The organism is Amycolatopsis sp. NPDC114478 (assembly GCF_055633805.1).
In genome coordinates, this window is sequence record NZ_JBVKDO010000003.1 from 538,711 (window position 1) to 565,432 (window position 26,722).

Annotated in this window: 24 protein-coding genes; 6 read left to right on the forward strand and 18 right to left on the reverse strand. The window is 71.4% G+C overall.

The annotated features are described in order from the left end of the window. Positions 1–49: 49 nt before the first annotated feature. Genes ACZ7OH_RS11595 through ACZ7OH_RS11605 form a run of 3 tightly spaced genes read left to right on the forward strand, consistent with a single transcriptional unit; the run spans position 50 to position 1,360 of the window. On the forward strand, positions 50–346 hold the full coding sequence (locus ACZ7OH_RS11595; protein ID WP_470280727.1) for a hypothetical protein: 297 nt from the start codon (positions 50–52) through the stop codon (positions 344–346). 4 nt (positions 347–350) lie between these two features. After that, a complete protein-coding gene (locus ACZ7OH_RS11600; RefSeq protein WP_470280728.1) occupies positions 351–905 on the forward strand; it encodes a SigE family RNA polymerase sigma factor in 555 nt (184 codons plus the stop codon). 5 nt (positions 906–910) lie between these two features. Further along, positions 911–1,360 (forward strand): hypothetical protein, encoded by a 450-nt coding sequence (locus ACZ7OH_RS11605; RefSeq protein ID WP_470280729.1) that lies wholly within the window; start codon positions 911–913, stop codon positions 1,358–1,360. 339 nt (positions 1,361–1,699) lie between these two features. Here the strand turns inward: ACZ7OH_RS11605 and ACZ7OH_RS11610 are convergent, their stop codons facing one another. Continuing rightward, entirely contained in the window at positions 1,700–3,034 is a 1,335-nt protein-coding gene (locus ACZ7OH_RS11610; protein WP_470280730.1) for an MFS transporter, read from the reverse strand. A 237-nt stretch (positions 3,035–3,271) separates the two neighbouring features. Between ACZ7OH_RS11610 and ACZ7OH_RS11615 the strand changes: the two genes are divergently transcribed. Beyond that, the gene (locus ACZ7OH_RS11615; protein ID WP_470280731.1) at positions 3,272–3,868 is read left to right on the forward strand and encodes a PaaI family thioesterase; all 597 of its coding nucleotides are present in this window, start codon (positions 3,272–3,274) and stop codon (positions 3,866–3,868) included. On the opposite strand, the gene ACZ7OH_RS11620 is transcribed toward ACZ7OH_RS11615, so the two are convergent. The 13 genes from ACZ7OH_RS11620 to ACZ7OH_RS11680 all read right to left on the reverse strand — a co-directional run bounded on the left by ACZ7OH_RS11620 (position 3,869) and on the right by ACZ7OH_RS11680 (position 18,113). Then, on the reverse strand, positions 3,869–4,102 hold the full coding sequence (locus ACZ7OH_RS11620) for a hypothetical protein (RefSeq protein ID WP_470280732.1): 234 nt from the start codon (positions 4,100–4,102) through the stop codon (positions 3,869–3,871). Between the two features lie 49 nt (positions 4,103–4,151). After that, the gene (locus ACZ7OH_RS11625) at positions 4,152–6,824 is read right to left on the reverse strand and encodes a serine/threonine-protein kinase (RefSeq protein WP_470280733.1); all 2,673 of its coding nucleotides are present in this window, start codon (positions 6,822–6,824) and stop codon (positions 4,152–4,154) included. A gap of 53 nt (positions 6,825–6,877) precedes the next feature. Next, complete coding sequence (locus ACZ7OH_RS11630; protein WP_470280734.1) at positions 6,878–7,846, reverse strand: glutamate ABC transporter substrate-binding protein; 969 nt, start codon at positions 7,844–7,846, stop codon at positions 6,878–6,880. Next, positions 7,843–9,261, reverse strand: a complete 1,419-nt coding sequence (locus tag ACZ7OH_RS11635) for a hypothetical protein (protein ID WP_470280735.1) — start codon at positions 9,259–9,261, stop codon at positions 7,843–7,845. Before ACZ7OH_RS11635 ends, ACZ7OH_RS11630 begins: the two co-directional genes overlap by 4 nt. Before the next feature lie 215 nt (positions 9,262–9,476). Beyond that, positions 9,477–10,739, reverse strand: coding sequence for a GAF domain-containing protein (locus tag ACZ7OH_RS11640; protein ID WP_470280736.1), 1,263 nt, complete (start codon positions 10,737–10,739; stop codon positions 9,477–9,479). 158 nt (positions 10,740–10,897) lie between these two features. After that, the gene (locus ACZ7OH_RS11645; protein ID WP_470280737.1) at positions 10,898–11,968 is read right to left on the reverse strand and encodes an acetoin dehydrogenase dihydrolipoyllysine-residue acetyltransferase subunit; all 1,071 of its coding nucleotides are present in this window, start codon (positions 11,966–11,968) and stop codon (positions 10,898–10,900) included. Further along, entirely contained in the window at positions 11,965–12,978 is a 1,014-nt protein-coding gene (locus ACZ7OH_RS11650) for an alpha-ketoacid dehydrogenase subunit beta (RefSeq protein WP_470280738.1), read from the reverse strand. The genes ACZ7OH_RS11645 and ACZ7OH_RS11650 overlap by 4 nt, the downstream gene beginning before the upstream one ends. A gap of 11 nt (positions 12,979–12,989) precedes the next feature. Next, positions 12,990–13,946: a thiamine pyrophosphate-dependent dehydrogenase E1 component subunit alpha gene (locus ACZ7OH_RS11655; RefSeq protein ID WP_470280739.1), complete on the reverse strand. Its 957-nt coding sequence runs from the start codon at positions 13,944–13,946 to the stop codon at positions 12,990–12,992. Continuing rightward, positions 13,943–14,977 carry an ATP-NAD kinase family protein gene (locus ACZ7OH_RS11660; RefSeq protein WP_470280740.1) on the reverse strand — a complete coding sequence of 345 codons (1,035 nt, stop codon included), beginning with the start codon at positions 14,975–14,977 and terminating at the stop codon, positions 13,943–13,945. The genes ACZ7OH_RS11655 and ACZ7OH_RS11660 overlap by 4 nt, the downstream gene beginning before the upstream one ends. Before the next feature lie 390 nt (positions 14,978–15,367). After that, a complete protein-coding gene (locus ACZ7OH_RS11665) occupies positions 15,368–15,592 on the reverse strand; it encodes a heavy-metal-associated domain-containing protein (RefSeq protein ID WP_400901236.1) in 225 nt (74 codons plus the stop codon). Positions 15,593–15,656: 64 nt separating this feature from the next. Then, positions 15,657–15,860, reverse strand: coding sequence for a cold-shock protein (locus tag ACZ7OH_RS11670; RefSeq protein WP_013222289.1), 204 nt, complete (start codon positions 15,858–15,860; stop codon positions 15,657–15,659). Positions 15,861–16,066: 206 nt separating this feature from the next. Continuing rightward, on the reverse strand, positions 16,067–16,240 hold the full coding sequence (locus tag ACZ7OH_RS11675) for a hypothetical protein (protein WP_400901238.1): 174 nt from the start codon (positions 16,238–16,240) through the stop codon (positions 16,067–16,069). Between the two features lie 214 nt (positions 16,241–16,454). Continuing rightward, positions 16,455–18,113 (reverse strand): thiamine pyrophosphate-binding protein, encoded by a 1,659-nt coding sequence (locus tag ACZ7OH_RS11680; protein ID WP_470280878.1) that lies wholly within the window; start codon positions 18,111–18,113, stop codon positions 16,455–16,457. Positions 18,114–18,296: 183 nt separating this feature from the next. Here ACZ7OH_RS11680 and ACZ7OH_RS11685 point away from each other — a divergent pair, with 183 nt between their 5' ends. Further along, positions 18,297–19,529, forward strand: a complete 1,233-nt coding sequence (locus ACZ7OH_RS11685) for a hydroxyacid-oxoacid transhydrogenase (protein WP_470280741.1) — start codon at positions 18,297–18,299, stop codon at positions 19,527–19,529. Beyond that, the gene (locus ACZ7OH_RS11690) at positions 19,523–19,936 is read left to right on the forward strand and encodes an acyl-CoA thioesterase (protein WP_470280742.1); all 414 of its coding nucleotides are present in this window, start codon (positions 19,523–19,525) and stop codon (positions 19,934–19,936) included. Before ACZ7OH_RS11685 ends, ACZ7OH_RS11690 begins: the two co-directional genes overlap by 7 nt. A 234-nt stretch (positions 19,937–20,170) precedes the next feature. On the opposite strand, the gene ACZ7OH_RS11695 is transcribed toward ACZ7OH_RS11690, so the two are convergent. From ACZ7OH_RS11695 to lanKC, 4 genes are all read right to left on the reverse strand, one after another. Further along, complete coding sequence (locus tag ACZ7OH_RS11695; protein WP_470280743.1) at positions 20,171–21,976, reverse strand: ATP-binding cassette domain-containing protein; 1,806 nt, start codon at positions 21,974–21,976, stop codon at positions 20,171–20,173. Next, positions 21,973–23,655 (reverse strand): ABC transporter ATP-binding protein, encoded by a 1,683-nt coding sequence (locus tag ACZ7OH_RS11700; protein ID WP_470280744.1) that lies wholly within the window; start codon positions 23,653–23,655, stop codon positions 21,973–21,975. The genes ACZ7OH_RS11695 and ACZ7OH_RS11700 overlap by 4 nt, the downstream gene beginning before the upstream one ends. A 104-nt stretch (positions 23,656–23,759) precedes the next feature. After that, a complete protein-coding gene (locus ACZ7OH_RS11705) occupies positions 23,760–23,900 on the reverse strand; it encodes a SapB/AmfS family lanthipeptide (RefSeq protein WP_329052875.1) in 141 nt (46 codons plus the stop codon). Between the two features lie 32 nt (positions 23,901–23,932). Beyond that, positions 23,933–26,494, reverse strand: a complete 2,562-nt coding sequence (lanKC, locus tag ACZ7OH_RS11710) for a class III lanthionine synthetase LanKC (protein WP_470280745.1) — start codon at positions 26,492–26,494, stop codon at positions 23,933–23,935. Positions 26,495–26,722: the final 228 nt, after the last annotated feature.

Genomic DNA, 26,722 nt, shown 5'->3' on the forward strand with positions numbered 1-26,722 from the left:
GGCAGAGGCGCGACGATCCCGGTCGCGCCCGCGAGAATGAGGAGCTGTCTTGCGTATCCGCATCGCCCTGACCCTCGGCGTGCTCGTGCTCGCCGGTGGTGCCCTGTCCGGTGGCATCGCGCTGGCCGGCCAGGCGCAGCCGGCGCCGCCGACCACCACCCGGCCGACCGACGCGCCGTCCGCGGTCCCGACGGCCACCCGCGTTCCGCAGCCGCCGTCCGCCGTGCCCGCGCTGCGGGAGACGACTCGGCCCGCCCGCACGGGGCCGGCTCCGCGCGTCCCCCGTGCCGTGCCCGCCGGGCCGACGGGCGACCTGCACCTGCCGGCCATCGGAGTGGCCCGGTAGCCAGGTGATCTCCCGCTCCCGTCCGTCGACCGGGCCGGGCTCGCCGTGGGACGGCGAGTTCGCCCGGTACTTCGGCGAGCGCGCGCACAGCCTGCGGTCGACGGCCTTCCTGCTCTGCGGGGACTGGCACCAGGCCGAGGACCTCACGCAGGCCGCGCTGCTGAAGCTGTACCTCGCCTGGCCGAGGCTGTCGCGCCACGACGCCTTGGACGCCTACGCCCGCAAGGTCGTGCTGCGCACGTTCCTCGCCGAGCACCGGCGCAGCAGGTGGAAGCGGGAGCAGCTCACCGACACCCCGCCGGAGCTCCCGGCGGAACCGGCCGCGAGCGGCCAGGACGAGCTCGTCCGGCAGGCTCTGGCCGTACTGGCTCCCAAGCAGCGCGCCGTGCTGGTGCTGCGGTACTTCGAGGACCTGAGCGTCGAGGAAACGGCGAAGGCGCTCGGCTGCAGCACCGGCACGGTGAAGAGCCAGGCCTCCCGCGGTCTGGCGACGCTGCGCAACCGGCTCGGCCCGCACTACGGTGCGCTGACGTTCAGCGCGACCACGGAGGGGAGGTGACGAACATGGACTCCGAAGACGACGTCCGCGCGTACCTGACCGGCGCGGCCGGTGGCGCGCCGCCGCCGATGCGCCTCGAAGCCGCCGACGTGATCGAAGCCGGTGGCCGGGTCCGGCGACGACGCAAGCGCTTCGCCGTCGCGGGCACCTCGGCCGCGACGGCGGTCGTCCTCGCGGTGGCCGGTTTCCTGGCCGGGCACCGCGCCGGGCCGCCGGAGCCGGTGCTGCCCGCCGGCCCCGGGTTGTCCACGATCGGCACCACCTCCCCCGCGCCGACGCCGGCGGTCGCGCCGGCGACGTCGGTGGCGCCGCCCGCGGCCGAACCGAGCCGCACGCCCTCTTCGCGCGCCACGCGGGTCCCGCAGCCGCCGTCGGCGGGCCGGCCGACGCGGTCGGTGCCCACCACCAGCCGGCCGACGGACACGACCCCTCCGACGGCGAGCACGTCTCGCTGACGTTTCCGCAGGTCAAAGGCGTGGCGTAGATCACCTCGGCCAGGTGGGTTTTTGACGAAATACCTGCGCGGGTCGGGGCGATATGCCCGGTGGTGTTCCGCTCGGACACCGGAGGAACTGCTCAGCCGGACGCTTCGCCGCCGGCCCGAGAACCCGAGGAGGAAGCACATGGTGCTCGCCGCGCTGATCGTCGAAACCGGAATCGCTGTCATGATCGCGGGTGCGCTCGCCGCTTGGTCCCGCAAGCGCTTCACTCCTCGGAGCGAAGCGAACTGACCCCCGGCGCACGTGTGCCCCGCCCGGTGATCCGGGCGGGGCACACGGCTATCCGGGGACCGCTCAGCGTTGAGCGGCCGCGGAGGTCAGCTTGCCGCCGCTGTTCTCGGTGTCGATCTCTTCCATCGGCACCTGCGACGTCTCCGGGATCTTGATGATCGGGATGATCGCGATCAGCGCCGCCGCCATCAGGTAGTACGCCGGCCAGTCCTCGTTGCCGGTGCTCTTGATCAGCGCCGTCACGATGACGCCGCACGTGCCGCCGAACAGCGACGTCGAGATGTTGTAGCCGATCGCGAACGAGCCGTAGCGCACCCGCGTCGGGAACATCGCCGGGAACGTCGAGCCGATCACGGCCAGCATGAAGACCAGCAGGATCGCCACGACCAGGAAGCCGACGAACAGCCAGAGGATGCTGCCGGACTGCATCAGCTTCAGGGAGGGCCAGCTCAGCACCAGGAACCCGATGGCCGCGGTGAGCAGCAGCGGTTTCCGGCCGATCCGGTCGGACAGCGCGCCGAGCGGGACGATGATCGCCATCTGGATCACTTCGACCGCGATGATGATCAACGTCGACGTGTTGTCGTTGATCTTCAGCGTGTCGGTGAAGTACGTCGGCATCGTGGTCAGCAGCAGGTAGTCCGCGACGTTCAGCAGCAGCACGATCCCGATCAGGTTCAGGATCATCCGCCAGTTGCGTGAGAAGATCTCCTTGAGCGGCGCCTTCTTCGGTGCCTCGCCCGCGGCTTCCATCCGGCGGAACTCGGGGGTGTCCTCGAGCTTGTTCCGCAGGTAGAGCCCGATCAAGCCGAGCGGCAGCGCGACGAAGAACGGGATCCGCCAGCCCCAGGCGTCGACCTGGTCGGCCGACAGGGACAGCGTCACCGACAGCACCACGAGGTTGCCGAGCACGTACCCGCCGAGGGTGCCGAGCTCGAGGAAGCTGCCGAAGAAGCCCCGGCGTTTCGTCGGCGAGTACTCGGCGATGAACGTCGCCGCGCCGCCGTACTCACCGCCGGTGGAGAAGCCCTGGATGATCCGCAGCAGCAGGATCGCGATCGGCGCGGCGACGCCCATGCTGTAGCCGCCCGCGTACGTGGGCAGGACGCCGACCAGGAACGTGCAGCCGGACATCAGCAGGATCGTGATGGCGAGGACGCGCTTGCGGCCGATCTTGTCGCCGAGCGGCCCGAAGAACGCCCCGCCGAAGGGGCGCACGATGAACCCGACCGCGAGCAGCGCCAGCGACTTCAGGACGGCGTTGCCCTCACCGGGGAAGAAGAGCGTCCCGATGCTGGTGGCGATGGCTCCCGAGGTGAAGACGCCGTAGTCGTACCACTCGGTGGCGTTGCCCATGGCGGACGCCCAGACGGCGCGCTTGACGGTTCTCTCGTCCACTGGCGGTTTGCTCGTCGTTGCTGCTGGTTCGCTCATGCCGGCGACGACCTCCTCCGTGCAGTGCCCTTCGGGCCGTTCGAGCTCATCAGCCCAGTCTTGACCGGCTCTTCGGGGTCGGCAGCCTGAGCCGAAAATCTTCTACAGTGGGGAACTTTCCGGCTACTGAGAGGTAGGTGTTGCCTGCTTACGCCGCGGGTCGCGCGCGGCGCGCCGCTATCGGCGAGTTAACGTCAGCGCATGAGTCGTGTTTCTCAACCCTGGCCGCCGGTGCCGGTGGAGCCGGCCGTCCCGCACCCGAAGGCGCCGGCGCCGGGTACCGAGCTCGGCGTGCACTTCAGCGAGTGCTTCGGCTGCGGCGACGAGGCCGACGCCGGCCTGCACCTGCGGTCGGCGGTCGGCGAGGGCCAGGTGATCCACTCGCGGTTCACCGTGACGGCGGCGCACCAGGGCGCGCCGGGGCTGGCCCACGGCGGGCTGCTGGCCTGCGCGTTCGACGAGGCGCTCGGCTCGACGGTCGGCAACCTGATGCGCCGCCCGGCGGTGACGGGCAAGCTCGAGACGGACTTCCGCAGGCCGGTCCCGGTGGGGTCGACGCTGTTCATCGAGGCCCGGCTGGACGGCATCGCGGGCCGCAAGATCTACGTGAGCGCCGACGGCCGCCTGGACGCCGAGGACGGCCCGATCGCGGTAAGCGCCCGGGCGCTGTTCATCGTGGTCGGCTTCGAGCACTTCAGCACGCACGGCGACCCGGAGGCGCTGGAGAAGCTGGCGGCGCAGCACGAGAAGAACCGCCAGCGCCAGCGCGAAGAGCGCGACTGGGAGATCAACCCCTGATCAAGTGCCGACGCCACCGTGCGGACGAGCCTCGGCGTCATCGCGAGCAGGCCACGACGCGGCCAGAGCACGCGCCTTGTGGGTGAGACCACTCGGCTCGCCGCCGGGTTTCTGCGGCGTGGGCAACAGGCTCGTGAACATCGACTCGATCGCCGCACAACACGCCGCCCGGACGGCGCCGGCCCCGATCGGCGCCGCGTCCTGCTTCAGGCCGAGGACGAAGTCGCGCAGCACGTCATCCGATTCAGTGGGATATTCGGGGTGACGATGCCGACCTGACCGGTCAGGTCAGGGTCCGCGGGCGGATGGCGTTGGCCCGGTCCACGAGCTTGACGCGCTCGTCGACCGTGCTCGCCAGCCGGGCCAGGGCGCGGTAGCAGCGTTCCAGCCCGAACCGCAGTTCCCGTTCCTCCAGCGAGCACCCCAGCACCCGCGCGCCCGGGGTCGGTTTGCCCTGTTTGATCCAGTCGTGCGCCGCTTCGAGCACGCCCACCGACAGCCGCGTTTGGCGCTCGAGGTCGAGCCGGAGCCGCTCCAGGCGGGACGACGCGTCCAGCAGGTCGTGCTCGGTCACCGGGGTCTCGCGGCCGTTGGCCTTGGTCGCCGTCGTCTTGATCTTGATGGCCGCGACCTGCGCGTCGACGTAGTGCGTCGAGGACGGCGGAACCGTCTCGAGCACCTCGACCGCGCTGTTGCGCGCGCCCTGCGCGAGGTAAACGCGCGCGAGGCCGAACGCCGCGCTGACGTACGTGCGGTCGGTGCGCCAGACCAGCTCGTAGAAGCGCGCGGCGGCGAAGTAGTCGCCGACGCCTTCGGCGCTGATGCCGAGCGCGAGCTTCGGCGCGATCTCGCCCGCCAGGTCGTCGTAGACCGATTCGAACGCGACCTGCGCGACCCGCGACCGGCCGCCGGCCAGCTCGATCAGGCCGCGGTACCAGTCGATCCGCCAGTCGTGCGGGAAGCCGTTCTTGATCGCCAGGTACTGCGCCGCCTGCAGCTGCCGCTGCGCTTCGGCCGGCTCGCCCAGCTCGATCCGGGCGCGCACGATCCGCAGCCGCACCTCGATCGACTCCCGCGGCGCGCCGGCCAGGGCTTCGATGGCGCCGCGCGGGTCGAGTGCGGTCGTCGTGGCGAGCACGCCCGCCGCCGGGTCGTCGGTGTCGACCTGCGGGATGGGCAGGCCGGCGACGACCTCGGCCGAGCCGGGCAGCGGCACGCTCTGGCCGGCCTCCGGCACCACCAGCTGGACGCCGAAGGTGCGGCTCTCCGGGCCGAACACCGTCGACGCGCCGGGCCGCGGCTTTCCGGTGCCGAGCGCCATGATTTCGCGCAGCACGCCAGTCAGCTGGTCGCCCATCTCCTCGGCGGAGAGGAACCGCCGGTCCGGGTCGGCGTGCGTCGCGCGCCGCAGGAACCGGTAGTAGGAGCCGAAGAGCGCGAACAGCGGGACCGCGTCCGGGCCGGGCAGGGTGGTCTTGAACTTGCTGGTGTAGCCGGTGAACTCGAAGCTCAGCACGGCGAGCGTGCGCCCGACGGTGAACAGGTCCGACGCCACCGACGCGCCCTGCTTCGCCAGCTCCGGCGCGCTGTAGCCGGTGGTGAAGAACAGCGGGCTCTCGTAGTCGTCCATCCGCCGGACCGCGCCCAGGTCGATCAGCTTGAGCTGCTCGTTGGTCTGGATCACGTTGTCCGGCTTGAGGTCGCAGTAGAGCAGGTTCTGGCTGTGCAGGTAGCCGAGCGCGGGCAGGATCTCCAGCCCGTACGCGATGACCTGGCCGATCGGCAGCGGCTCGGGCCGGCGGCTTTCGCGGTGGTGGGCCAGCGCGAGCTGCCGCAGCGACTGGCCGCCGACGTACTCCATGACGATGTAGCCGACGGTCGTGCCGCTGTGCGCGTCCGGGTGCTGCACGAAGTTGTGGATCTTGACGATGTTGGGGTGCTCGACCTCGGCGAGGAACCGCTGTTCGTTGGCCGCGGCCGCCATCGCCGTCTGGTCACCGGTGTCGATCAGTCCTTTGAGGACGACCCAGCGGTCGCTGACGTTGTGGTCCTGCGCGAGGTAGATCCAGCCGAGTCCGCCGTAGGCGATCGCGCCGAGGACCTCGTACTGGCCGCCGACGAGTTCGTGCGGCTGCAGCTTCGGGAGGAACGAGAACGGCGTGCCGCAGTTCTCGCACTTCCCTTCCGGCGCACCGGGTTTGCCGTCCTTGCCGCGGCCGACCTTCGCGCTGCAGTTGCCGCAGAAGCGCTTTTCCTCCGACACCACCGGGTTCGTCAGCACCGCCGACGCCGGGTCGCGCGCGGGCACCGGCGGGACTTCGACGAGTCCGGCGCCGAGCCGGCCGCGGCGCGAGCGCGACGTTCGCGACGACGTCCGCCGCGAGGTGCCGGGGAACGAACCGGACCCGGACACCGAGCCCGAGCCGCTGCCGGTGCCCGTGCCGGTGTGCCGGCCTTCGCTGCTGCGTTCGGGCAGCACGCTTTCGGTGCCCGGGTCGGGCAGCGGCGTGTCCGGGCCGGTGTCCGGCCGCGGCGCCGGCGGCATGATGCTCTGGGTCTCCGGGGCCGGCGCGGCGAGCACGCTCGTCGGCTGCGGCGCGTTCGGGTCCGGGCGGACGGCCTGCGTCGGGGGCGCCACCGCCTGCGTCGCCTGGACCGGCGGCAGGACGGGGTTGATGCTGCCCGGCGGCCGCGTCGGGTCCTCGGCGCCGGGGATCGTCCCGCGCACGACGGTGGGCTGGCCGCCCGGCGGCGTCGGCGGACGGCGCACGGGCGCGTGGATGACGGTTTCCTCCCCGCGGGAGCCGCCGGACGGCGCACCGTCGTCGAGGCGGCCCGAGATCGACGGCTCCGGCGTCTCCCACCGCACCGGTGGCGGCGGCTGCCAGCTGGGCGTCGCCACCTGCGGCTCGTCGTCCGGCGCGGCGTGCCGAGGACGGCGCGGCTCCTCCGACACTGCTTACCTCCCAGATCCCCGGCCTGCGGAGACCGATCCTAGTCGCGACGCGCTCACCGGTACTGCGGCGACGGCGGCGAGGCCGACCCGAGCGACGGCTCCACCCACTTGTGGTAGCTGTCCTGCCAGACGCCGGTGCTGCGGATTTCGTCGAGCACGGCGTTGACGTAGCGGACCATGTCCTCGTTGTCCTTGGGGATGCCGATGCCGTAGTTCTCCTGCGTGAACTGCTCGCCGACGACCTTCAGCGTCGGGTCCTGCGCGGCCATCCCGGCGAGGATCGTGTCGTCGGTCGACACCGCGGCGACCTGGCCCTGCTGGAGCATCACCAGGCAGTCGGACCAGTTGTCCACCGAGACCGGCACGACCTTCGCCGGGTCGCGCGCGATCTTGGCCAGCGACGTCGACTTCTTGGCCGCGCACACCCGCTTGCCGGTCAGGTCGGTCAGCTTCTCGGCCTTCGACTCCTTCGCGACCAGGATCCGCTGCCCCGCCTGGTAGTAGACGGACGAGAATTCGACGTCCTTCTTGCGGGAGCAGGTGATGCTGTAGGTCCGGACGACGACGTCGACCTGGTGCGCTTTCAAGACGTCTTCGCGCTGCAGCGACGGGATCGCGCGGAACTGGACATGCCCCTCGGAGGTGCCGAACAGCGCGCGGGCGATCGCGTTGACCATGTCGATGTCGAAGCCCTCGAGGTTGCCCGAGGTGGGGTTGCGGAACCCGAAGAGGTAGGTGGTCTGGTCGACGCCGGCGATCAGCTTCCCGCGTTCCTTGATCTTCGCCATGGTCGAGTCGCTGCCGATGGTCCCGTTCGGCGGGAGGCTGGCCAGCGGGTTGCAGCTGGTGTCGGTGGTGCCGCCGGCGGTCGCGTCGGGGCCGCCGACGTGCGCGGGCTGCGGCCACGCGGCGTTGCTGACCGGGGCCGGGTCGACCGGTTTCCCGGGGCTGCCGCACGACGCCGCGAGCAGCGCGACGAGCGCCAGCACGCCCGCCCGGACCGTGTTCCGCCGCCTGCTCACCGATACTCCCTCAGTCGCTCCCGGATCCCCATGGTGACACCCGCGGCGGCGACCACGGCCAGCACGGCGAGGCCGGGCGCCAGCAGCGTCAGCGCGGCGGCGCCGTCGTGGGTGTCGTCGAGGAACTGCTGCCTGCCGACGTCGATCGCCGCCTGGAGGCTGTCGTCGAGCCGCCGGAACGCCGGGGCGGAGCCGGTCTTGCGGTCCTCGAGCACGGCGGTGTCGACGGCTTCCTGGTACTGGCCGGCGTCGTCCTGGGTGCGGACCTGCTTGTGCGCGGTCAGCCAGTCCTGCGCGGCCCTGGTCGCGTCGGCGACCTTCGCGGCGCCTTCGCCGCCCGTGATCAGGCCGCGGGCTTCGCCGAGGAGACCGCCTTGGCCGTCGGGGCCGACGAGCTGGGCCGCGTTGGCGCCGAAGTCCCGCTCGTACGCCGCGCCGTCGCCGCGGGCGACCAGCGTCAGCGTCTCGTCGGCGCGGGCCTGCAGCGCGGCGATCCGCGCGCGGACGAGCACGTCGACGCGGTGCGAGCCGTCGTCCTGGCCGCTGCCGACCAGGCTGCCCTGCACGATCAGCGCGACCGAACCCCACAGCAGCGACACGACGACGGCGGCCGTCGCGACGACGAGCCCGACGTTGAGCACCCGGTTGGTCCGCCGGGTCAGGTAGACCTGCGCGACGACGAGCGCGGCCAGCAGCGCGACCATCAGGATCGTGGCGAGCCACGGGAAGCCGGTGGAGCTGTCCTGCTCCTCGATCAGCCGCTCGGTGTCGACGCGGTAGAGGTCCTGCGAGGCGGGCAGGATCTTCGCGCGCATCAGCTCGGACGCCTCGCGCAGGTAGGACGCGCCGACGGGGTAGCCGAGGCGGTTGTTCGCGCGGGCGGTCTCGACGAGCCCGGTGTAGACGGGCAGCGACTGGTTGAGGACGTCGACCGGGGCGGCCGCGGCGGCGACGTCGGACGAGTCGGAAGCGGCCTTCGCGAGGGCGGCGCCGGCTTCGGCGATGTCGCGCTCGTAGCGGGAGCGCAGCTCGGGCGGCTCGGTGCCGATGGAGAGGAACGCGCTGGCCGCGGTCGCGTCGGCGTCCGAGAGCGACCGGTAGACCTGCTGCGCGGCGGCGGCGAGGGGTTCGCGGTGGTCGATGACGCCGCTGATCGTGTCGTCGCGGCTCTGCACCGACAGCGTCGCGACCGTGCCGGCGACCAGTGCGAGCAGCACCAGAGCGACGGCGATCACGGTGAGCCGGCCGGGGGTGGTCGCGGCGGACCGGATGATCGCGCGGACCGCCTGGCCGGGCAGGTCCAGCAGCCCGAGGAGGCCGCTGCGGCCCCCGGCGCGGTCCCGGCCGTCCGGTGGCGGCGGTGGGGGTCCGGGCGCGGGCGCCGTGGGACCCGGGGCCGTCGCAGTGCTGGTCATCCCCGATTCCTCCCCGAAAGCCTTACCCCGAGAAGGTAGCCGAGTGGCGAGGTGCGCGGGCACGGGCACCACCCGCCGTCACCAGCACGTGATCTCGGGGCGCGTGCCGGCCGGCTCGAAACATTCACCTGTCCGAGTGAATTCGCCGCGCGACGCCGACCAGCGCGCCGACGCAACGCACCGTCCACATCGGACCGTTCGGTCAGCGGGCGTGCTCAGCCGCGGATGGCCGGGGCGAGCGAGTGCGGCAGCACGGCTTCGGGGCTCGGCGGTCGCCTGACCAGCACTTCGACGTCGTCGGCGAAGCGGTAGGGCTTCGCGCCGAGGATGCCACCGAAGTGGCGGCGCAGCCGGGACATCTCGGCGCGGACGGTGACCGCGCGGCTGGCGTCGCCGAAGAGGTCCGAGGACAGCTCGGACGCCGAGCGACCGTCGCGGTGGCTGGCCAGCACGTACAGCATCTCGGCGTGCCGCGGGCTGAGCCGGTGCGTCCACGTCCCGGCCGCGCCGACCACAGTCAGCTCGGGAGCGCGCGGCGACCGGACGTCGAGGACGACGCGGGTCGGCGGGGCGGCGTCGGTCTCGGTGGGGCGGATGAGCCACCCGCCGGGGACGGGCTCGACCGCGCAGTGGCCGTACGCCGGCAGCCAGACCCCGCCGGGCGCGAGGTTCGCGGGCAGGGCGATCCGGTCGACCGGGGCGAGCCCGGCGGCCGCGGCGACCCAGCCGTGTTCGTCGGCGACGACGGCGCGTCCGCCGACCTTCGCGAGCACGGGGACGGCGAAGCCCCTTAGCCGTTCCAGTTCGGTGAGGTGGGTGGTGCGCAGCTGGGACTCCGCCAGCCTCGTCACGGCGTCGACCAGCGCCAACGTTGTCGCGTGGACGGTGGAGGCCGGGCCGGAGAGGTCGACGACGCCGAGGAGCCTGCCGTCGCGCGGGTCGTGCAGCGGCGCGGCGGCGCACGTCCAGGAGTGGTGCGAACGGACGTAGTGCTCGGCGGCGTACATCTGGACCGGGCGGCGCGCGACGAGGGCGGTGCCGATCGCATTGGTGCCGACTGATTCCTCCTGCCAGTCGACGCCTTCGATGAAGCCGAGGCCGTCGGCGCGGCGGCGGATCGCGGCGCTGCCGTCGCGCCAGAGGACGCTGCCGCCCGCGTCGACGATCACCATGATGTGCGCGGCCTGCTCGGCGACGCTGGTCAGGCCGCCGCGCAACGTCGGCAGCGCCTCGGCGAGCCCACTTGCGCGGCGGCGCGCTTCGAGCTGTTCGACGGTCAGGAGAGGCGCGGCGGCGCGGCTGTCGGGGTCCATGCCGAGGCGGCGCATCCGCTGCCAGGAGGCGTCGACGACCGGCCGCGGCCTGCTGGGCAGCTCCTTGCCCGACAGGGCCGCTTCGTGCACCTGGGCGAGGACGCGCGCGTACCGCCGGGGGTCCGCCCCGGCCGGCAACGCTGCCTCGAGGTCTCGCTGCCCCAACCGCCACTCCTTGCGCTCCGCCTCAGTCTGCCTTTTCGGTTCGCTGATCGGAAGGTGGCGACAATCTCGCCGAAGGGCTCTTCGCCGGCCGGGGAGGTGCCGGCGAAGAGCCCTTCGGTGCCTCCGGCGGGGCCAAGAGCCACCGGAGGCGGGGTGGGTCAGCCCGTGATCGCGGCGATCACGGCGCCCGGGGCTTCGAGGTGGACCAGGTGCCCGGCGTCCTCGACGTAGACGTCGGCGGTTCCCGGCGGCAGGACGGCGTCTTGGCGGCCCCAGACGGTTTTGCTCGGTATGTCCACTGTGGACAGCAACCGAGCTGCGTCGATGGCCTGTTCGTCGCCGTCGAGGAGCGTGTCGAGGAGGGTCGTGAGGACCTTGTCGACGCCGTCGTGCCGCTTGTACTTGAGCAGGTCGTCGGTCAGCTGGCGGGTGACCAGGGCGGGGTCGGCGAACAGCGCCGTGAGGTGTGGTTTCAGCTCGCGGCGGGTGGTCGCTCGCGCGAATCCCCGCAGGTAGGCCGCGTTGATCGCGGTGCCGAAGCCGGCCGGGGCGATGAGCGTGAGTCTTTCGACCTTCTCCGGCGCTTTGGCGGCCGCTTTCGTGACGACCGCGCCGCCCAGTGAGTGCCCGACGAGGTGGGCTTTTCCGATGCCTCGCGCGTCGAGGAAGCCGAGGACCGCGTCGGCGAGGGTGTCGAGGGAGCCGTCGCCGACGTCCTTGGTCGATTCCCCGTGTCCGGGCAGGTCGAGGGCGTGGACGATCTTGGTCTTGGCGAGGGGTTCCTGGACGAACAGCCAGGAGTTCTTGTCGCCGCCGTAGCCGTGGACCAGGACGACGTCGTCGCCTTCGGTGCCGTGGGTCGCGTATTCGAGCTTGCGTCCTTCGACCTCGACGAAGCCGGCGACCGGGCCTTCCGGCTGTTCTACTGCTCCGGCGTTGATCTGCGCGCGGGCTTGCCTGGCGGCTTCGTCGAGTTCGCCGTCCGGCGTCGTGCTGGGGGCGATCAGCGCGATGGTGCCGCCGACGGGCACTTCCTCCCCAGCGGCGGCGATGACGCGCTGGAGAACGCCGTCGCCCGGGGATTCGAGGGTGCCGTTGATCTTGTCGGTGTCGATGTCGGCGAGGTCGTCACCGGCCTTGACCTCGTCTCCTTCGGTCACGAACCAGTCGGTGATCCGGCCGCGTTCCATCGAGAGGCCCCACTTGGGCATCGTGACCCGCTCGATCATCGCCGGTACTCCACGACCGCCTTCGCCGCGTTGACGACCTTCTGCGCGTCGGGGATGTAGAGGTCTTCGAGCGCGTCGGAGAACGGGACGGGCGTGTGCGGCGGCGTCACCATCTCGATCGGGGCCCGCAGCGCGCCGAACGCCTCCTTCGCGACGAGCGCGGAGATGTCCGTGGCGAGGTTGCAGCGCGGCGAAGCCTCGTCGACGACGACCAGGCGTCCGGTGTTCTCGACGCTCTCCAGGATCGTGTCGGTGTCGAGCGGGCTGGTGGTGCGGGGGTCGATGATCTCGGCTTCGATCTTGTTGTTGGCCAGCTCCTTCGCCGCTTCTTCGGCGACGGCGACCATGCGGCCGAACGCGACGATCGTGACGTCACCGCCGTCGCGGACGACGTTCGCCTCGCCGAACGGGATCGTGTAGCTGTCCTCGGGGACGTCACCGCTGGTGTCGTAGAGGGCCTTGTGCTCGCAGAAGATCACCGGGTCGTCGTCGCGGATGGCCTGGGTGAGCAGGCCTTTCGCCTCGTACGGGCTCGACGGCACGACGACCTTGAGGCCGGGGATGTGCGTGAAGATCGGGTACAGGCACTGGGAATGCTGCGCCGCGGCGCGCAAGCCGGCGCCGTACATCGTGCGGATGACGACCGGGGTGCGCGCGTTGCCGCCGAACATGTACCGGAACTTGGCGGCCTGGTTGAAGATCTGGTCGAAGCAGACGCCCATGAAGTCGATGAACATGAGTTCGGCGACGGGCCGTTGCCCGCGCGTCGCGGCGCCGATCGCCGCGCCGACGAAGGCGGACTCGGAGATGGGCGTGTCGAGGACGCGGCCGGGGAACTTGTGGAAGAGGCCCTTGGTGACGCCGAGGACGCCGCCCCAGGCGTCGTCTTCGCCGGGGCTGCCGGTGCCGCCCGCGTTGTCCTCGCCCATGACGATGACCGACTCGTCGCGTTCCATCTCCTGGGCGAGCGCCTCGTTGATGGCCTCGCGGTAGCTGATCGTGCGTGCCATGGCCGGCCCTTTCAGTACGACACGTAGACGTCGGTTTCGAGGTCGTCCTTCGTGGGTTTCGGCGCGGCCTTCGCTTCGGAGACGGCGTCTTCGATGAGCTTCGCGACCTCGGCGTCGATGTCGTCGAGGACGTTCGGGTCCAGCTCGCCGCTGTCGGTGACGCGGTCGCGGAACCGGCTGAGGCAGTCGAGGTGTTCGCGGGCGTGGGCGACTTCGCCGGCGCGGTAGGTCTGCTGGTCGCCTTCGAAGTGCCCGTAGTAGCGGGTGAACTTGACCTCGATGAGCGTCGGGCCTCCGCCGCCGCGGGCGCGTTCGACGGCTTCGCCCGCGGCTTCGTGGACGGCGAAGAAGTCGAACCCGTCGACGATCACGCCGGGCATGCCGAACCCGGCGGCGCGGTCGGCGATGTTCTCCGAGGCGACGGACCAGGTGCTGGCCGTGGCTTCGGCGTAGCCGTTGTTCTCGGCGATGAAGAGGGCGGGCAAGTCCCAGACCGAGGCGAGGTTGAGCGCTTCCAGGGTCGTGCCCTGGTTGCTGGCGCCGTCGCCGAAGAAGGCGACGCCGACGCCGCCGGTGTTCTGCTGCTTCGCGGCGAGGGCGGTGCCGCAGATGAGGGGCGGGCCGCCGCCGACGATGCCGTTCGCGCCGAGCATGCCCTTCGAGAGGTCGGCGATGTGCATCGAGCCGCCCTTGCCGTGACAGGCTCCTGTCTTGCGGCCGTAGATCTCGGCCATCATGGCTTTGACGTCGACGCCCTTGGCGATGCAGTGGCCGTGGCCGCGGTGGGTGCTGGCGATGGCGTCGCGGTCGTCGAGGTGGGCGCAGACCCCCGCGGCCGAGGCCTCCTCACCGGCGTAGAGGTGCACGAACCCGGGGATTTCGCCGGTCGCGAACTCCTCGTGCACGCGCTCTTCGAAGGCCCGGATGGTGCGCATCACTCGATACGCCTCCCGCAGGGTGTCCGTCATCTTCGACGCTCCTTCCCCAGCTCGGTTTCCGTGCGCAACAGCCCTTTCCGCGCCGCTTCCGCCATCGCCGCCCGGACGTCGACGACCCACGGCCCGTCCGGTTTGAGCTCGACGAAGGCGCTCTCGCCGGTCTTCAGTTCGAGTTCGCGCTCGCCGTCGAGCGCGATGACGCCACCGGCCGCGGCGAGTTCGACGCGCACGCCGGGTTCCAGAACGCCCCACCCGCGAACCCCGACGGGCCGGACGAGCCCGGGCGCGATCGGTGCGTGCACGACGTACGGCGTCTCCCCGACCGGCCCGAGCTGCAGCGCAACGCCGGTTGGACTGGACCGCGGGCTCGGGCAAAGCTGCCCAGGAACGCTGGAGAGGCCGATGCCGTCGGGTTCGGCGAAGGTGCAGTAGAGCTCGGTGAGCGAGGAGGGATCCCACAGCGCCCGCGCCCCGATGTGCCGGCTGAGCGACACGCAGACGTCGACGAGCGCGATCTCCCGCCGCGCTTTGGTGACGACTTCGAGGACGCTGACCCGGTGCGTGACGAGATCGGGATCGACCTGCCCGGAGGCGATCAGCCCGGCCGCCAACCCGGCGACGGTCGCCTCCCGCATCTGCGGGAAGGCGTTGTTGGTCCCGGTGGACAGGGCGAGGATCGGGACGTCCTCGCAGGCAGCGGCGGCAACGCGGGCAGTGCCATCCCCACCGAGGACGACGATGACCCCGGCCCCGGCATCGACCATCCGCCGCACGGCATTGGTCGTATCGGCGGCGGTCCCGGTGAGGGGGTAGTCGTCGCAGAAGTCGACTTCGGGCCAGGTCCCACCCCGCCCGAGCGCCTTGAGGACGGAGGCGGAAATGCCCCCGAGATCGGTGGAGACGAGGACGCGGTCGAGCCCGGTGACGGCGAAGGCGGCCAGCAGCCGCTGCACCATGTTCGCCTTTTCCGCGGTGGGGAACACGGAAGCCTGCGCGACCAGCCGGCGGATGTCCCGCCCCGAAGCCGGATTCGCGACGATCCCCGCCACCTTTTCGCCCACCTGACCTCCTGAGACCGCACGCAGGAGAACAGGAGATCCCGAGACCGGGCGGTAGCGGAAGGGTTGCAGGGCGTTGCAGTGTGCAGGATGAGGAAGCGACCGGGCAGCTCGCGGCGGTCCAGCGCTGGTCGCGCTGAGATCGGAACCACCGCGCCGGTCAAGCCGCGCAGCCACCGCGCCCGGCGCTAGCCACGATGTCCTGCCGCGGCGCCGATGTCAGCCGCACCGCAAACCTCGCGGCAGCGCCCACCATGAGCGCGCTGCGGAGCCAGGTGCGTCTCGCTCGACAGAGCCGAAGGTCACACCGGCGTTTCGCTCTCCATTGGACTGTCCAACCCGGAGCCCAGACGGCCGGAGAACAACCAACCGAGGCCAAGTCCCGGTGAAACGCTACGAGACGAGACTCGCCGTGCCCGCGTAGGTGAAGCCGGCCTCTTCGACCGCACCGCGGACGTCGTCCTCCGCCAGCGCCGCCTCGGCGCGAACGACCACGCGGCCGGTCGCGACGTCGACGTCCACTTCGGTCACTCCCGGCAGGCCGGTGAGTTCTTCGGTGACCGACTGGGCGCAGTGTCCGCAGCTCATCCCGGAGACGGTGTAACCGTGCTCGATCATGGTGCGCAGCATACGAAAAGGGCCGCCACCCCGAACGGGTGACGGCCCTTCCCCAAGATCAAAGTCAGATCACGGTGACCGACGTGGCCTGCGGACCCTTCTGGCCCTGGCCGATCTCGAACTCGACGCGAGCGTTCTCCTCGAGGCTCTTGAAGCCGTTACCCTGGATCTCGCTGTAGTGAACGAAGACGTCGCCGCCACCGTTGTCGGGGGTGATGAAGCCGAACCCCTTCTCGGAGTTGAACCACTTCACAGTGCCCTGAGTCATTAAAAATCTCCATATGCAACACCAAAACAGGAAGCCACTTCGGCGCCCCGGGTCAACACCCGGACGGTTTGCTTCCTCGGCGAGGAGACACTACGCCCGCTGAGTTCTGCGAGCGTGACTCAACACGAACACAAAAATCGAGACCTTCAGTAGTAAAGCACACCTCGAGCGGAGCGGACAAGCCGTCTTCACCCGTGCGGGGTGAGCTATTCGCCACTCGCCGGGCGCAGCCCCTCCGCGCTGAACGGCGACCGCCACGCGGTGTCGTGCTCCGCGGCGACCACGGCGTCGTCGTGGGCCTCGGCACTGGCGCTGAACAGCACCGGCACGACGCCGGAGGACTTCCGCGCTGCTTCGGATGCGTGCTGGTGATCGGTCACGTCGAAACTCCCCTCGTTCCCTACCCGCTTACCTGCGGGTGATGACCGCGATGGTGCCATGCGGCACCGACAGAAACCGGTTGTTTCCCGCCGGGACCCGGCCGGGAACGTTCAGCGGCGAACCACCACCGGAACACCGTCAGATTACCCGAGCCATGGCTGTGCTACCACACAACTTTCCCGGCGTTTCCCGAAGTGAAACCGAGCAAAACCCTTACTGGGCGGGAGGTTGCGGACGCCCCTGCCCGAGCAGGGCCGAAAGCCGCACGTCCGGGGTCACGACGTCCGGGTCCGTGCGCACGTCGATGACGCACGGCCGTTGCCGCACCAGCGCGCTGGCGATGATCGGCTCGAGCTCCTCCCGGTCGTCCACCGTGTACCCCGCCGCGCCGAGTCCACGCGCCCAGGACGCGAAGTCGGTCAGCGGGATGGACACCCCGGACAGCCGCCCGTGCGTGCGGGCCTGGTGCATGGCGAGCGCGCCGTGCACGCCGTTCTGGAAGACGACGACCATCACCGGCGCCCGGTACCGGACGGCCGTTTCGATTTCCTGCCCCGTCATCAACGTACCCGCATCACCGACCATGGCGACGACGGTCCGCCGCGGCTCGGCAAGCTTCGCCGCCACGGCGGCCGGCACGGCGTAGCCCATCGCGGCGTTGCTCGGCCCGAGCTGGCTGCGCGGCGCGGTGAAGCACCAGTACCGGTGCATGAACTGCGCGAAGTTGCCCGCGTCGCTGGTCACGATGGTGTCTTCGGGCGCCAGCTTCCGCAGCGCGCGGACGACGTCGACGGGGTGCACCCGCGTGTTGGCGCTGGTGTCCGGCGGCGTCATGAAGGTGTGGACCGCGGCGTTCGCCGCCGAGGCCCGCCGCGTCCGCGGGGACGCGACTTCCCGCAGCTCCCGCAGGAACGGCTCGACCTCCGAGTCGACCCGGAAGGTGAGGCCGCGCCGTTTCGGGCTGACGTCGATCCCGGTGCCGACCATGACCAGCGTCTGCTGGGCGGTCGGGTAGCGGTAGGCCTGGGTGGTCACCTCGTCGAGCTGCGTGCCGAGCGCGAGCACCAGGTCCGCACGTTCCAAGGCGTCCAGCTGCCGCGCGGGGATGCCGAGCCCGAGGTGACCGGCGTACCGGGCGTGGTTCTCCGGGAAAGCGTCCTGCCGCCGGAAGGCGTTGTAGACGGGCAGCGCGAGCTCGTCGGCGACCGCGATCAGCTCGTCACGCGCGGACCGCGCCCGCCCACCGACGATGACCACGGGGTACTTCGCCTCATCCACCAACTGCGCGACGGCGTCCGCCGAACGGCCCAGCGTCCCCGAAGCAGGCGGCCGCACCCGCGCCATCGGCTTGGCCGCGTCGTAGGGCATGCCCCAGACGTCGCAGGGCACGCCGAGCACGACCGGCCCCGGCCGTCCTTCCTGCGACGTCGTCAGCGCGTGCGCGAGCAGTCCCGGCAGGCTGTCCGGGTCGGTCACCCGCAAAGTCGACTTGGCGATCGACTCGAACATCGCCGTCAGGTCCGACGTCGGCAGCTCCCCGGACCACGACGGCACCGGTTCGGTCGCCGGCGTCTCCAGCAGCACGACCATCGGCGTCTCGTCCTGGTACGCCGTTTGGACGCCGATCGCCAGGCTCGCCGCGCTCGGCCCCCGGCTGGCGAGCAACACGGCGGGCCGTTCGGTGAGCTTGCCTTCGGCTTCTGCCATGAACGCCGCGCCCGCGTCGTGGCGCGCCGAGACCACCGTGATCTCCCGCTCGCGCTGCAGCGCGTCGAGCAGCTCGAGGAAAGACTCACCGACCACCGCGTACACACGGCGGACACGCGCCTCGGTCAGGATCCGCACGGCCGTCTGGGCGACGGTCGCTCCCAGTTGGTATCTAATGAGGAGAGCTTAGGCGGGCACCGTTCAGTGCAGTCAAGTGATCTTCGCCGAAACCCGGTAAGGATGGACTGAATGTCCGCTTTGACCGACTGCTAGCCGATCAAGGGAGCGAGGAACGCAGTCTTGGCCGCGACCGAACATGAAACCGTTTTTACTTATGGCGCACCGGCGTTGAAGTACGGCACCGGCGCCAGCGACGAGATCGGCTACGACCTGACCCAGTACGGCGCGCACCGCGTGCTCGTCGTGACGGATCCGCAAGTCGCCGCGACCGGCTGGCCGCGCCGCATCGCCGACGGCATCGCGGGTTACGGCATCGAGACCGAGATCTTCGACGGCGTACACGTCGAGCCCACCGATGTCAGCATGCAGAAGGCGGTTGACTTCGCGCGCGGAACCGGCCCGTACGACGCCTTCGTCGCCGTCGGCGGCGGATCGGCCATCGACACCGCGAAAGCAGCGAACCTGCTGACCAGCAACGACGGCGAGCTGATGGACTACGTCAACGCGCCGGTCGGCGGCGGCCGCGCGCCGGACCGCCCGCTGAAGCCGCTGGTCGCGGTCCCCACCACCACCGGCACCGGTTCGGAGAGCACCACGGTCTGCGTCCTGGACGTGCTTTCCCTGCGCGTCAAGAGCGGGATCAGCCACCTGCGGCTGCGCCCCACCCTCGCCGTCGTCGACCCGCGGCTCACCGTCAGCCAGCCGGCCGGGGTGACGGCCGCCAGCGGCATGGACATCCTCTGCCACGCCGCGGAGAGCTACACCGCGAAGCCGTACACCGAGTTCGAGCGCAAGCGCCCGGAGCAGCGCGTGCCCTACTGCGGCTCGAACCCGCTGGCCGACATGTTCGCCGAGCAGTCGCTGCGGCTGCTGTCGTGGGCCCTCCCCGCCGCCGTGCGCGACGGCGAAGACCTCAAGGCCCGCGAAGCCATGGCTTTGGCCGCGACGTTCGCCGGGCTCGGCTTCGGCAACGCCGGCGTGCACATCCCGCACGCCAACGCGTACCCGATCGCCGGCCAGGTCCGCGATTTCCACCCGGACGGTTATCCGGGCGAAGAACCCATGGTGCCGCACGGCATGGCCGTGTCGCTGACCGCGCCCGCAGCGTTCCGGTTCACCTTCACCGCGGCGCCGGACCGCCACCTGCGCGTCGCCCGCCTGCTGGCGCCCGACTTCGAGTGGCCCGGCGACTTCGCCGACCACCTGCCCGCGGTGCTGATCGACCTGATGCGGCAGATCGGCATCCCGGACGGCATCGGCGCCGTCGGTTACGCGGAGTCCGATGTGGACTCGCTGGTCGAGGGAACGCTGAAGCAGCAGCGGTTGCTGGCGACCGCACCCCGCGAGGCGTCCGCGGACGACCTGTCCGGCATCCTGCGCGAGTCGGTTTCGCTGTGGTGAACGGGTACCCGCACTGGCAGACGGTTCCGTTGCGCTGGAAGGACAACGACGTATACGGGCACGTCAACAACGTGGTGCACTACTCGCTGATGGACACCGTGATCAACACGTGGCTCATCGAACAGGGCGGCCTCGACATCGAAGCCGGGGAGGTGATCGGGCTGTGCGTCGAGTCGCACTGCGGGTATCACTCATCGGTTTCCTTTCCTGGTGCGTTGCGGGTGGGATTGCGGGTGGCGAATCTGGGGAAGTCCAGCGTGCGCTACGAGATCGGCATGTACGCCGCCGACGAGTCCCTGGTCGCGGAAGGGCACTTCGTGCACGTCTTCGTGGACCGCGAGTCCCGCCGGCCGACGCCGGTCTCCGGCAAACTGCGTGAGGCGCTGGAAGCACTGCGACCCGAATGACGTCCGACCGCCGTCGGTTCACCTCCTCTCTGACGGTGCCGGTTCCGGGGCGGAACTCCCGGTGCCTCCGATGATGCACGACCGCACCGGCAACTCGGGCCGATCGGCCCGAGTTGTCCACAGGGGCCGTGCGGATCGGCGAGTTGTCCACAGATTCGCGGACGGGGCTTCCCCTCGCCGCGGGCGGCGATAATCTGGAACAGCGGTCGAGCACGGTCCACAGTGGACCAGCGATCAGCTCGCCCGCGTGGTCCGGGAAATCCGGCGCCGGCGCACCACGTCGGCGCCGACCGGCACCGCCTCGCCCGCGGGCAACGGTACTTCGGTGGCTGCTTCCCCAGTCACCGGCGCCCACGCCTGCATCAGCTCGGCGTACCGGGCCGACCGGGCGAGCAGCTCGGTATGGCTGCCGAGCACGGTCTCGCGGCCGTCCATGACCAGTACCCGGTGGGCGCGCAGGGCGGAGGACAACCGGTGCGCGATCACCACGAGAACACCGTCCCGTGCGGCGAAGGCCCGCTCCGCACGGGCTTCCGAGGGCGGGTCGAGATGGGAGGTGGCTTCATCGAGGATCACCACGCGCGCCGAAGTCGCGTACACCCGCGCGAGGGCCAGCTGCTGCGCTTCACCGGCGGAGACGCCTTCGCCACCGTGGCCGATCGTGCCGTCCAGCCCGCCGAGCCGGCGGAGCAGGTCGTCGGCGCCGATGGCCGTCACCGCGGCCAGTAGCACGGCGTCGGACGCGCCGGGGGCGAACAGGGCGAGGTTGTCCCGCACGGTGCCGGCGAAGACGTAGGCCTCCTGCGGGATCAGTGCCACCAGCTCGTGCCGGAGCGCCGGGGGCACGTCCCGCACCGGCACCCCGCCGAGCAGCACGCGGCCGTCCTGGGGGGTGAGCATGCCGGTCACCAGCCCGGCGAGTGTCGACTTGCCGATCCCGCTCGGGCCGACCACTGCCAGGTGGTCACCCGGCCGGAGGTCGAGGTCCAGGTCGCGCAGGACGGGCTCGGCCGCGGCACCCCAGCCGAAGGTCAGGCCGCGGAGCCGGACGTCCGCGCCGTCCGGCCGGGCGATGCCGTCCTGGGCCGCCGGGACCCGGGCGGTCTCGGACAGGCGGCGCAGCGCCACGAGGAGGCGGAGGACGACCGTGCTGGCGGTGGCGGCCAGGCCGCGCAGCGCCGGTTGCATGGTGGTGGCGAGGTAGACCAGCGCGCCCAGTGCCGCGCCGGCGGTGAGCTCGCCGCGCGCGACCATGCCGGGTGCCAGCACCAGGGCCAGCAGCAGCGGCACGAACGCGCCGATGGCGATCACCAGCGACCGGAGCGCGCCCGAGCGGGCCACCTGGATCGCGGCGCGAGCCTGGGCGTCGACGGCCTCGTACACGGCCAGCGTCGCGATCGGCTCGCCACCGCAGGCGACGACGTCACGCAGGCCGGACAGCGACGCGCCCGCGGTCGCCGCCATGTGCTCGTCGGCGATGGCCGCCGTGCGCTGGCGGCGGGCCAGTGAGGGCAGGAGGCACGCGAACGCGGTTACCGCGACGACGACCGGGATCGCGACCGGCACAACCAGTCCGCCGGCCACGGTCACCAGGCCGGCGAGCGCGCCGATCGTCGTCACGAGCATGCCGCGGGCCTGGACGAGCAGGCCGCCGGTGGCGTCGCGGACGACCTCGACGTGCTGGGTGATGCGGGCCACGCCGCTGGCGTCCGGCTGGTTGCGGGGCGGCGACTCGTCGTGGAGCACCCCGCGGACCACGGCGGTCACCAGCTCGTCGCGCAGCGGCTCGACGACCTGGCCGAGCTGGTGCCACACCAGGCGCGAGCCCAGCGCGCCGAGCAGGGCGGCGAGGCCGAACAGGCCGAGCCACACCAGCCCGGCCGCGGGGTTCCCGGCCGCGAACCCGCGGTCGACGGCCAGCTCGACCAGGCGTCCCGAGAAGAACGCGGGCACGCCTTCGAGCGCCGAGCACAGCAGCAGGACGAGGCCGCCGCGCCACTGGCCGGCGAGCTTCGCCCAGTACAGCCGTCGCAAGCTCACGGGCTGCCTGCCGTGACGCTGTCCTCGGTGAAGACCGCGCGGTAGGCGGGCTCGCGCCACAGTGCCGCGTGGGGCGCCGTCGCGCGGATCCGGCCGTCCTCGAGCCAGACCACGAGGTCGGCGCGGGCGGCCGTGCTCGCGCGGTGGGTGACGACGATCCGGGTGCGGCCGGGCAACGCCGTCGCCATCGCCTGCTCGACCGCCGCCTCGGTGATCGTGTCGAGGCTGGCGGTTGCGTCGTCGAAGATGAGCACGCGTGGGTTGTGCACGATCGCGCGGGCGAGCCCGAGGCGTTGCGCTTCGCCGCCGGACAGCGGGGTCTCGGCCAGCAGCGTGTGGTAGCCGTGGGGAAGGCGGACGACGACGTCGTCGACCTGCGCGGTCCGGCAGGCGGCGCGCACCGCGGAGTCGCCCGCCCAAGAGCCGTAGCCGACGGCTTCCGCGACCGTCGTGCCCAGCAGCGCCGGGCGTTCGAACGCGTACCCGACGACCGCGCGCAGCTCCTCCGGGCGCAGCCGGTCGAGCGGCCGGCCGTCGAGCAGGACGCTGCCCTCGTCCGGCGTCACCAGCCCGCCGAGGACGCCGGCCAGCGCGGACTTCCCCGAACCGGACCGGCCGACGACGGCGGCGAACGTCCCGCCCACCACCGTCAGGTCGATGTTCTCCAGCGCGCCGGCCACGCGGGCGTGCCGGACGACGAGGGTGCCGTCGCCCGGCAGCAGCCCGAGCCTGCCCGGCTCGGGCACGGGCAGGTCGAGGACCTCGGTCAGGCGCTCGGCGCACGACCGCGCCTTCGAGACCGCGGTGAGCAGCGGGATCTGGGAGACGAGCCGCATGCCGAGGGCGACGTAGCCGAGGGCGGCGAGGACGTCGCCGATGCTGAGCCGGCCCGCCTGCACGCCGAACCCGGCGGCCATCAGCACGGCGAGCTCGACGGCCGGGAAGAGCAGCGCGGCGCGCCAGACCATCCGGGCCTGAGTGCGCCACATGCCGCGGCCCGCCCGGTTGAGCCGGGGCAACGGCCGCAGCACTCGGATGGCTTCGCGGTCCGCGATGCCCGACGCCGCGATGGTGCGGAGGCCGGTGACCGCGTCGACCATGCGGGCCGCCAGCTCGCCCGAGACGCGCTGGTAGGTGAGGACGTCGTCGGCGGTGCGGCGGAGGTGGGCCCGGGCGATGAGCAGTGCGAACGGGACGCTGACGAGGAAGACGACGGCGAGCCGCCAGTCGAGGAGCGCGAGCAGGGCGATCGAACCGGTGGAGATCAGGACGATCGCGACGAGCTGGACCGCCAGCGTGCCGATGGCGCCGGCGCCGGTGCAGTCACCGCTGAGCCGGCTGATCGCGTCGCCTTCGGCGAGGGGTGACCGCGCGCCCAGCGCGAAGAGCCGGCCGGCGAGCTCACGCCGCAGCCAGGCCGTGGCGGAGCTGATCAGCCGGACGGTGAGCAGGCTGCCCGCGATGTCGGCCGCGATCTCGGCCGCGCCGACGGCGAGCAGCCAGAGGACGGCGGGCAGGGCCGGGCGGCCGGAGACCGCCGCGTCGACGGCGGCGGCGAGCGCGCCGGGCAGCAACAGGGCCGCCCCCGTGGCGACGAGCGCGGTGACGCCCAGCGCACAGAGACGGCCTCGGTCCAGCCGGAGCGTCGCGACGAGCAGCCGGTCCGCGGACGCCGTCATCTCACTCCTTCGAACGAGTTCCCGCAGCGACGTGCGGGAGCGCAGAATGAAGGTGCGGGAGCGGCGCACTTGGCCTGTGCCGCTCCCGCACCTTCCTCACCCGACTACGGGCAGGCGACCACGCTGAGGGTGCTGTTGTGGCAGTTGGCCAGCAGGCTCAGGTTCGACTGGCCGCCGCCACCGCCGCCGCCACCCTCGTGACCGTCGAGGGCCTCGAGCGACTGCAACTCCAGAACGAATTCCATGATCTTCCCTTCTTCGTTTCTTCACGCCCCGGTCAGCGACCGGAGATCTGGGGGGACGGCGTTCCGTCGAGGAAGGGCAGCAACGCCCTGCCGTCCAGTACCGCGGCGAGGCCGAGCAGGATGCCCGCGCCGCCGGTGGTGACGTCCATCGACAACCGCAGGAGCAGGTTGCCGGGGAACGCGAGGCCGTCCTTGTAGGGCACGGCGTGCCAAGCCAGCCGGGCCAGGTGCATGTCGACCGCGGCGCGGACGACTTCGTCCGGTTCCGGGTCCATGGCGAGCGCGGCCAGCAGGCCGGTCCGGCCGAAGAGCAGGCCCGGGAAGACGACGAACTCGCCTCGGCAGGCTTCGCGCAGGCCCGGACGGCTCTTCAGCGACTCGGCCTCCGGACGGTGCCGTGCGAGCTGCTCGGCGACCATCAGGATCCCGGCGCTGCCGACGCCGACGTAGGGCAGCGTCCGGCTCTCGCCGTCGCGGACCTGCAGCGATCCGTCGTCCGTGGTGACGCATTCTTCGAGGTCGCGCTGCAGCGCCTGGTCGGCCAGGGAGAGCCACAGCTCCTCGTGGGTCTGCTCGTACAGGCGGACGAACAGCAGTGCGGGCCCGGACCAGCCGTTGAGCAGCCCGGCGCGGCCGGCCTTCCCCGGCGGCGTGGCGGTGTCGAGCGCTTCCGCCAGGCGGACCGCGGTGGCGAGCGCCAGGCGGCCGTACTCGTTGTCGTGCCGTCGCGCCGCGAAGTGCAGCTGCGTCAGCGCGATGCCGGAAAGGCCGCCTTCGAGCGCGTGGTCGGTGGTTTGCGCGACCAGTTGCGCCGACGAGGCCAGCAGCCGGGTCGCGGCGTCGTGGTGGCCGAAGTTCTCCAGCACGTACGCGATGCCGTGCGTGCCGTCGAAGAATCCGGGCCGCGGCGGCGGCTCGCGGCGGACCGAGTCGAGCAGCCACCGCTCGTACTCGGGGAACCGCCCCGCGCCGGACACGTCCAGCGCGTGCAGGACGCCCGCCGCGCCGTTGCCGAAGCACGCGCCGCCCAGCCGGAACTGCTCGATGTCGCCGGGGAACAGCCGGTCGGTCCGCTGCGGGGTCGCCGACGCCAGGATCGCGGCGGTGACCTGCTTGCGGACGAGGGCCCAGTCCGGCCGCGAGGTGTCCAGCTCGGTGGTGGTGATCGCCGGACCCGCCGGCTCCGGGCGCGGAGCGAGTCCGGCGACGATCGCGTCGGCGTACCCCTCGGGGACGTCGAACGTGCGCTGCACGAAGTCGGCGTAGCCGCGCAGCTTCGCCGGCGACAGCTCGAGCAGTGTCGTGAGCGGCAGAAAGAACCACAGCCGGAACGCGGCGAGGGCGTACTCGTCGACCTCGGTGCCCGACCGGTCGGCCGGCGCCCGGAAGCCCGGTGCCCCGAGCGCGGGCCGGTCGCCGCCGTCGGCGTCCGCCGCCAGCTCGAAGTCGATCAGCGAGAGCTCGTCGGTCTCCGGGTCGATCAGGACGTTCTGCGGGTGCAGGTCACCGAAGACGAGCCCGCGGTCGTGCACCGCGGCGAGGATCCGCTCGAGCTTGCCGAGCAGGCCGAGGGCGCGTTCGGTGTAGGCGGTCAGGTCGCCGTCGGTGCGGTTGCGCCGGGTCAGCGGGTAGTTCAGCGCGAGCCAGCCGCCCAGCGGCGTGCCCGGCATGTGCTCCATGGCCAGGTAGTGGTGCTCCCAGACGGTGAACCGCTCGAACGCGCGCGGCACGCCGGGGATGCCGTCCAGCCGCTCCAGGACCTCGTGCTCGCGGCGCAGGCGCTCGACGGCGTCGGTGCGCGTCCGGTCGAGGCCGGCGTGCGGCCTGGCCTCCTTGAGGACGACCTCCTTGCCGTCGCTCTTGCGGGTGGCCAGGTAGACGCCGCCGCCGTTGGAGAAGTGCAGGGAGCTCGTCACCCGGTAGGGGAACTGCGCCGGGTCGCCGGCCTTTCGCGCTGCGATGCTGGCGCTCAGGCAGGCCGGGACCTTCACCCAGTCGGGCACCGAGAACCGGGGCTCCCGATTATCGGGTACGAGCGTTCCGTCCGGTTTGCTGATCGCCAGGACGCGCGTGCCGCCGTGCTCCACCCACCGCTCCGCGAAGCCGCCGTAACGGACATACAATGGACCGCTTCCGTAGCGCAGGTCGCTCAGGATATAAGCGCCGTGCTCACCTTCGAGCCGGTCCGCCAGATCTTCCAGAACACGCTCCAGCTCGTCCTCGTCAGCCGGGTAAATGGTGATCAGCTTGGCGCTGCCGTCACGGGGAGCGTATTTCGAATTCCGGGCGAGCAGGATCATCGGTGAGCGGAGGTGCTTGTAGGAGATCAGGTGCTCGATACAGTACTCGTGCACCTGCACGAGCACGCGCCGCGCGTTGTCCAGGCCGGCGGAGATGTGGATTTTCCACCCCTGGCCGGGAAGTTGACGGCCTTCGGGGCGCAGTGCCCGCCAGACCCCGCGGTCGGCGGTGACCCAGCCCTCGGCCGGCGCCGGCAGCGCTTGGGCGAAAACGTCGACCGGCGCACCGATTTCCTGTTGTTCGTCGTAGAACAACGGGTCGGCGAAGCAAAATGCTTCGTAGCGCAGGTCCATCGGAAGATACCCCTTCGTGTGTTCTCCCGGGGCACCGCGGCTCCGGGACGAGGAATATTCCCCCATGCCGGACGGCCTCGTGCCTATCCGCCAACCCGGGGGTTCAACTGGGCTATCCGAGGTAGGCAAAAAGGTCACTTACCAGTCGGGAGTCGAACCCAGCGTGATTCTTGACTGGTCGCCAACCACCCTGTCGGGGTGTAACACGAAGCTTTTTACGACATTCCC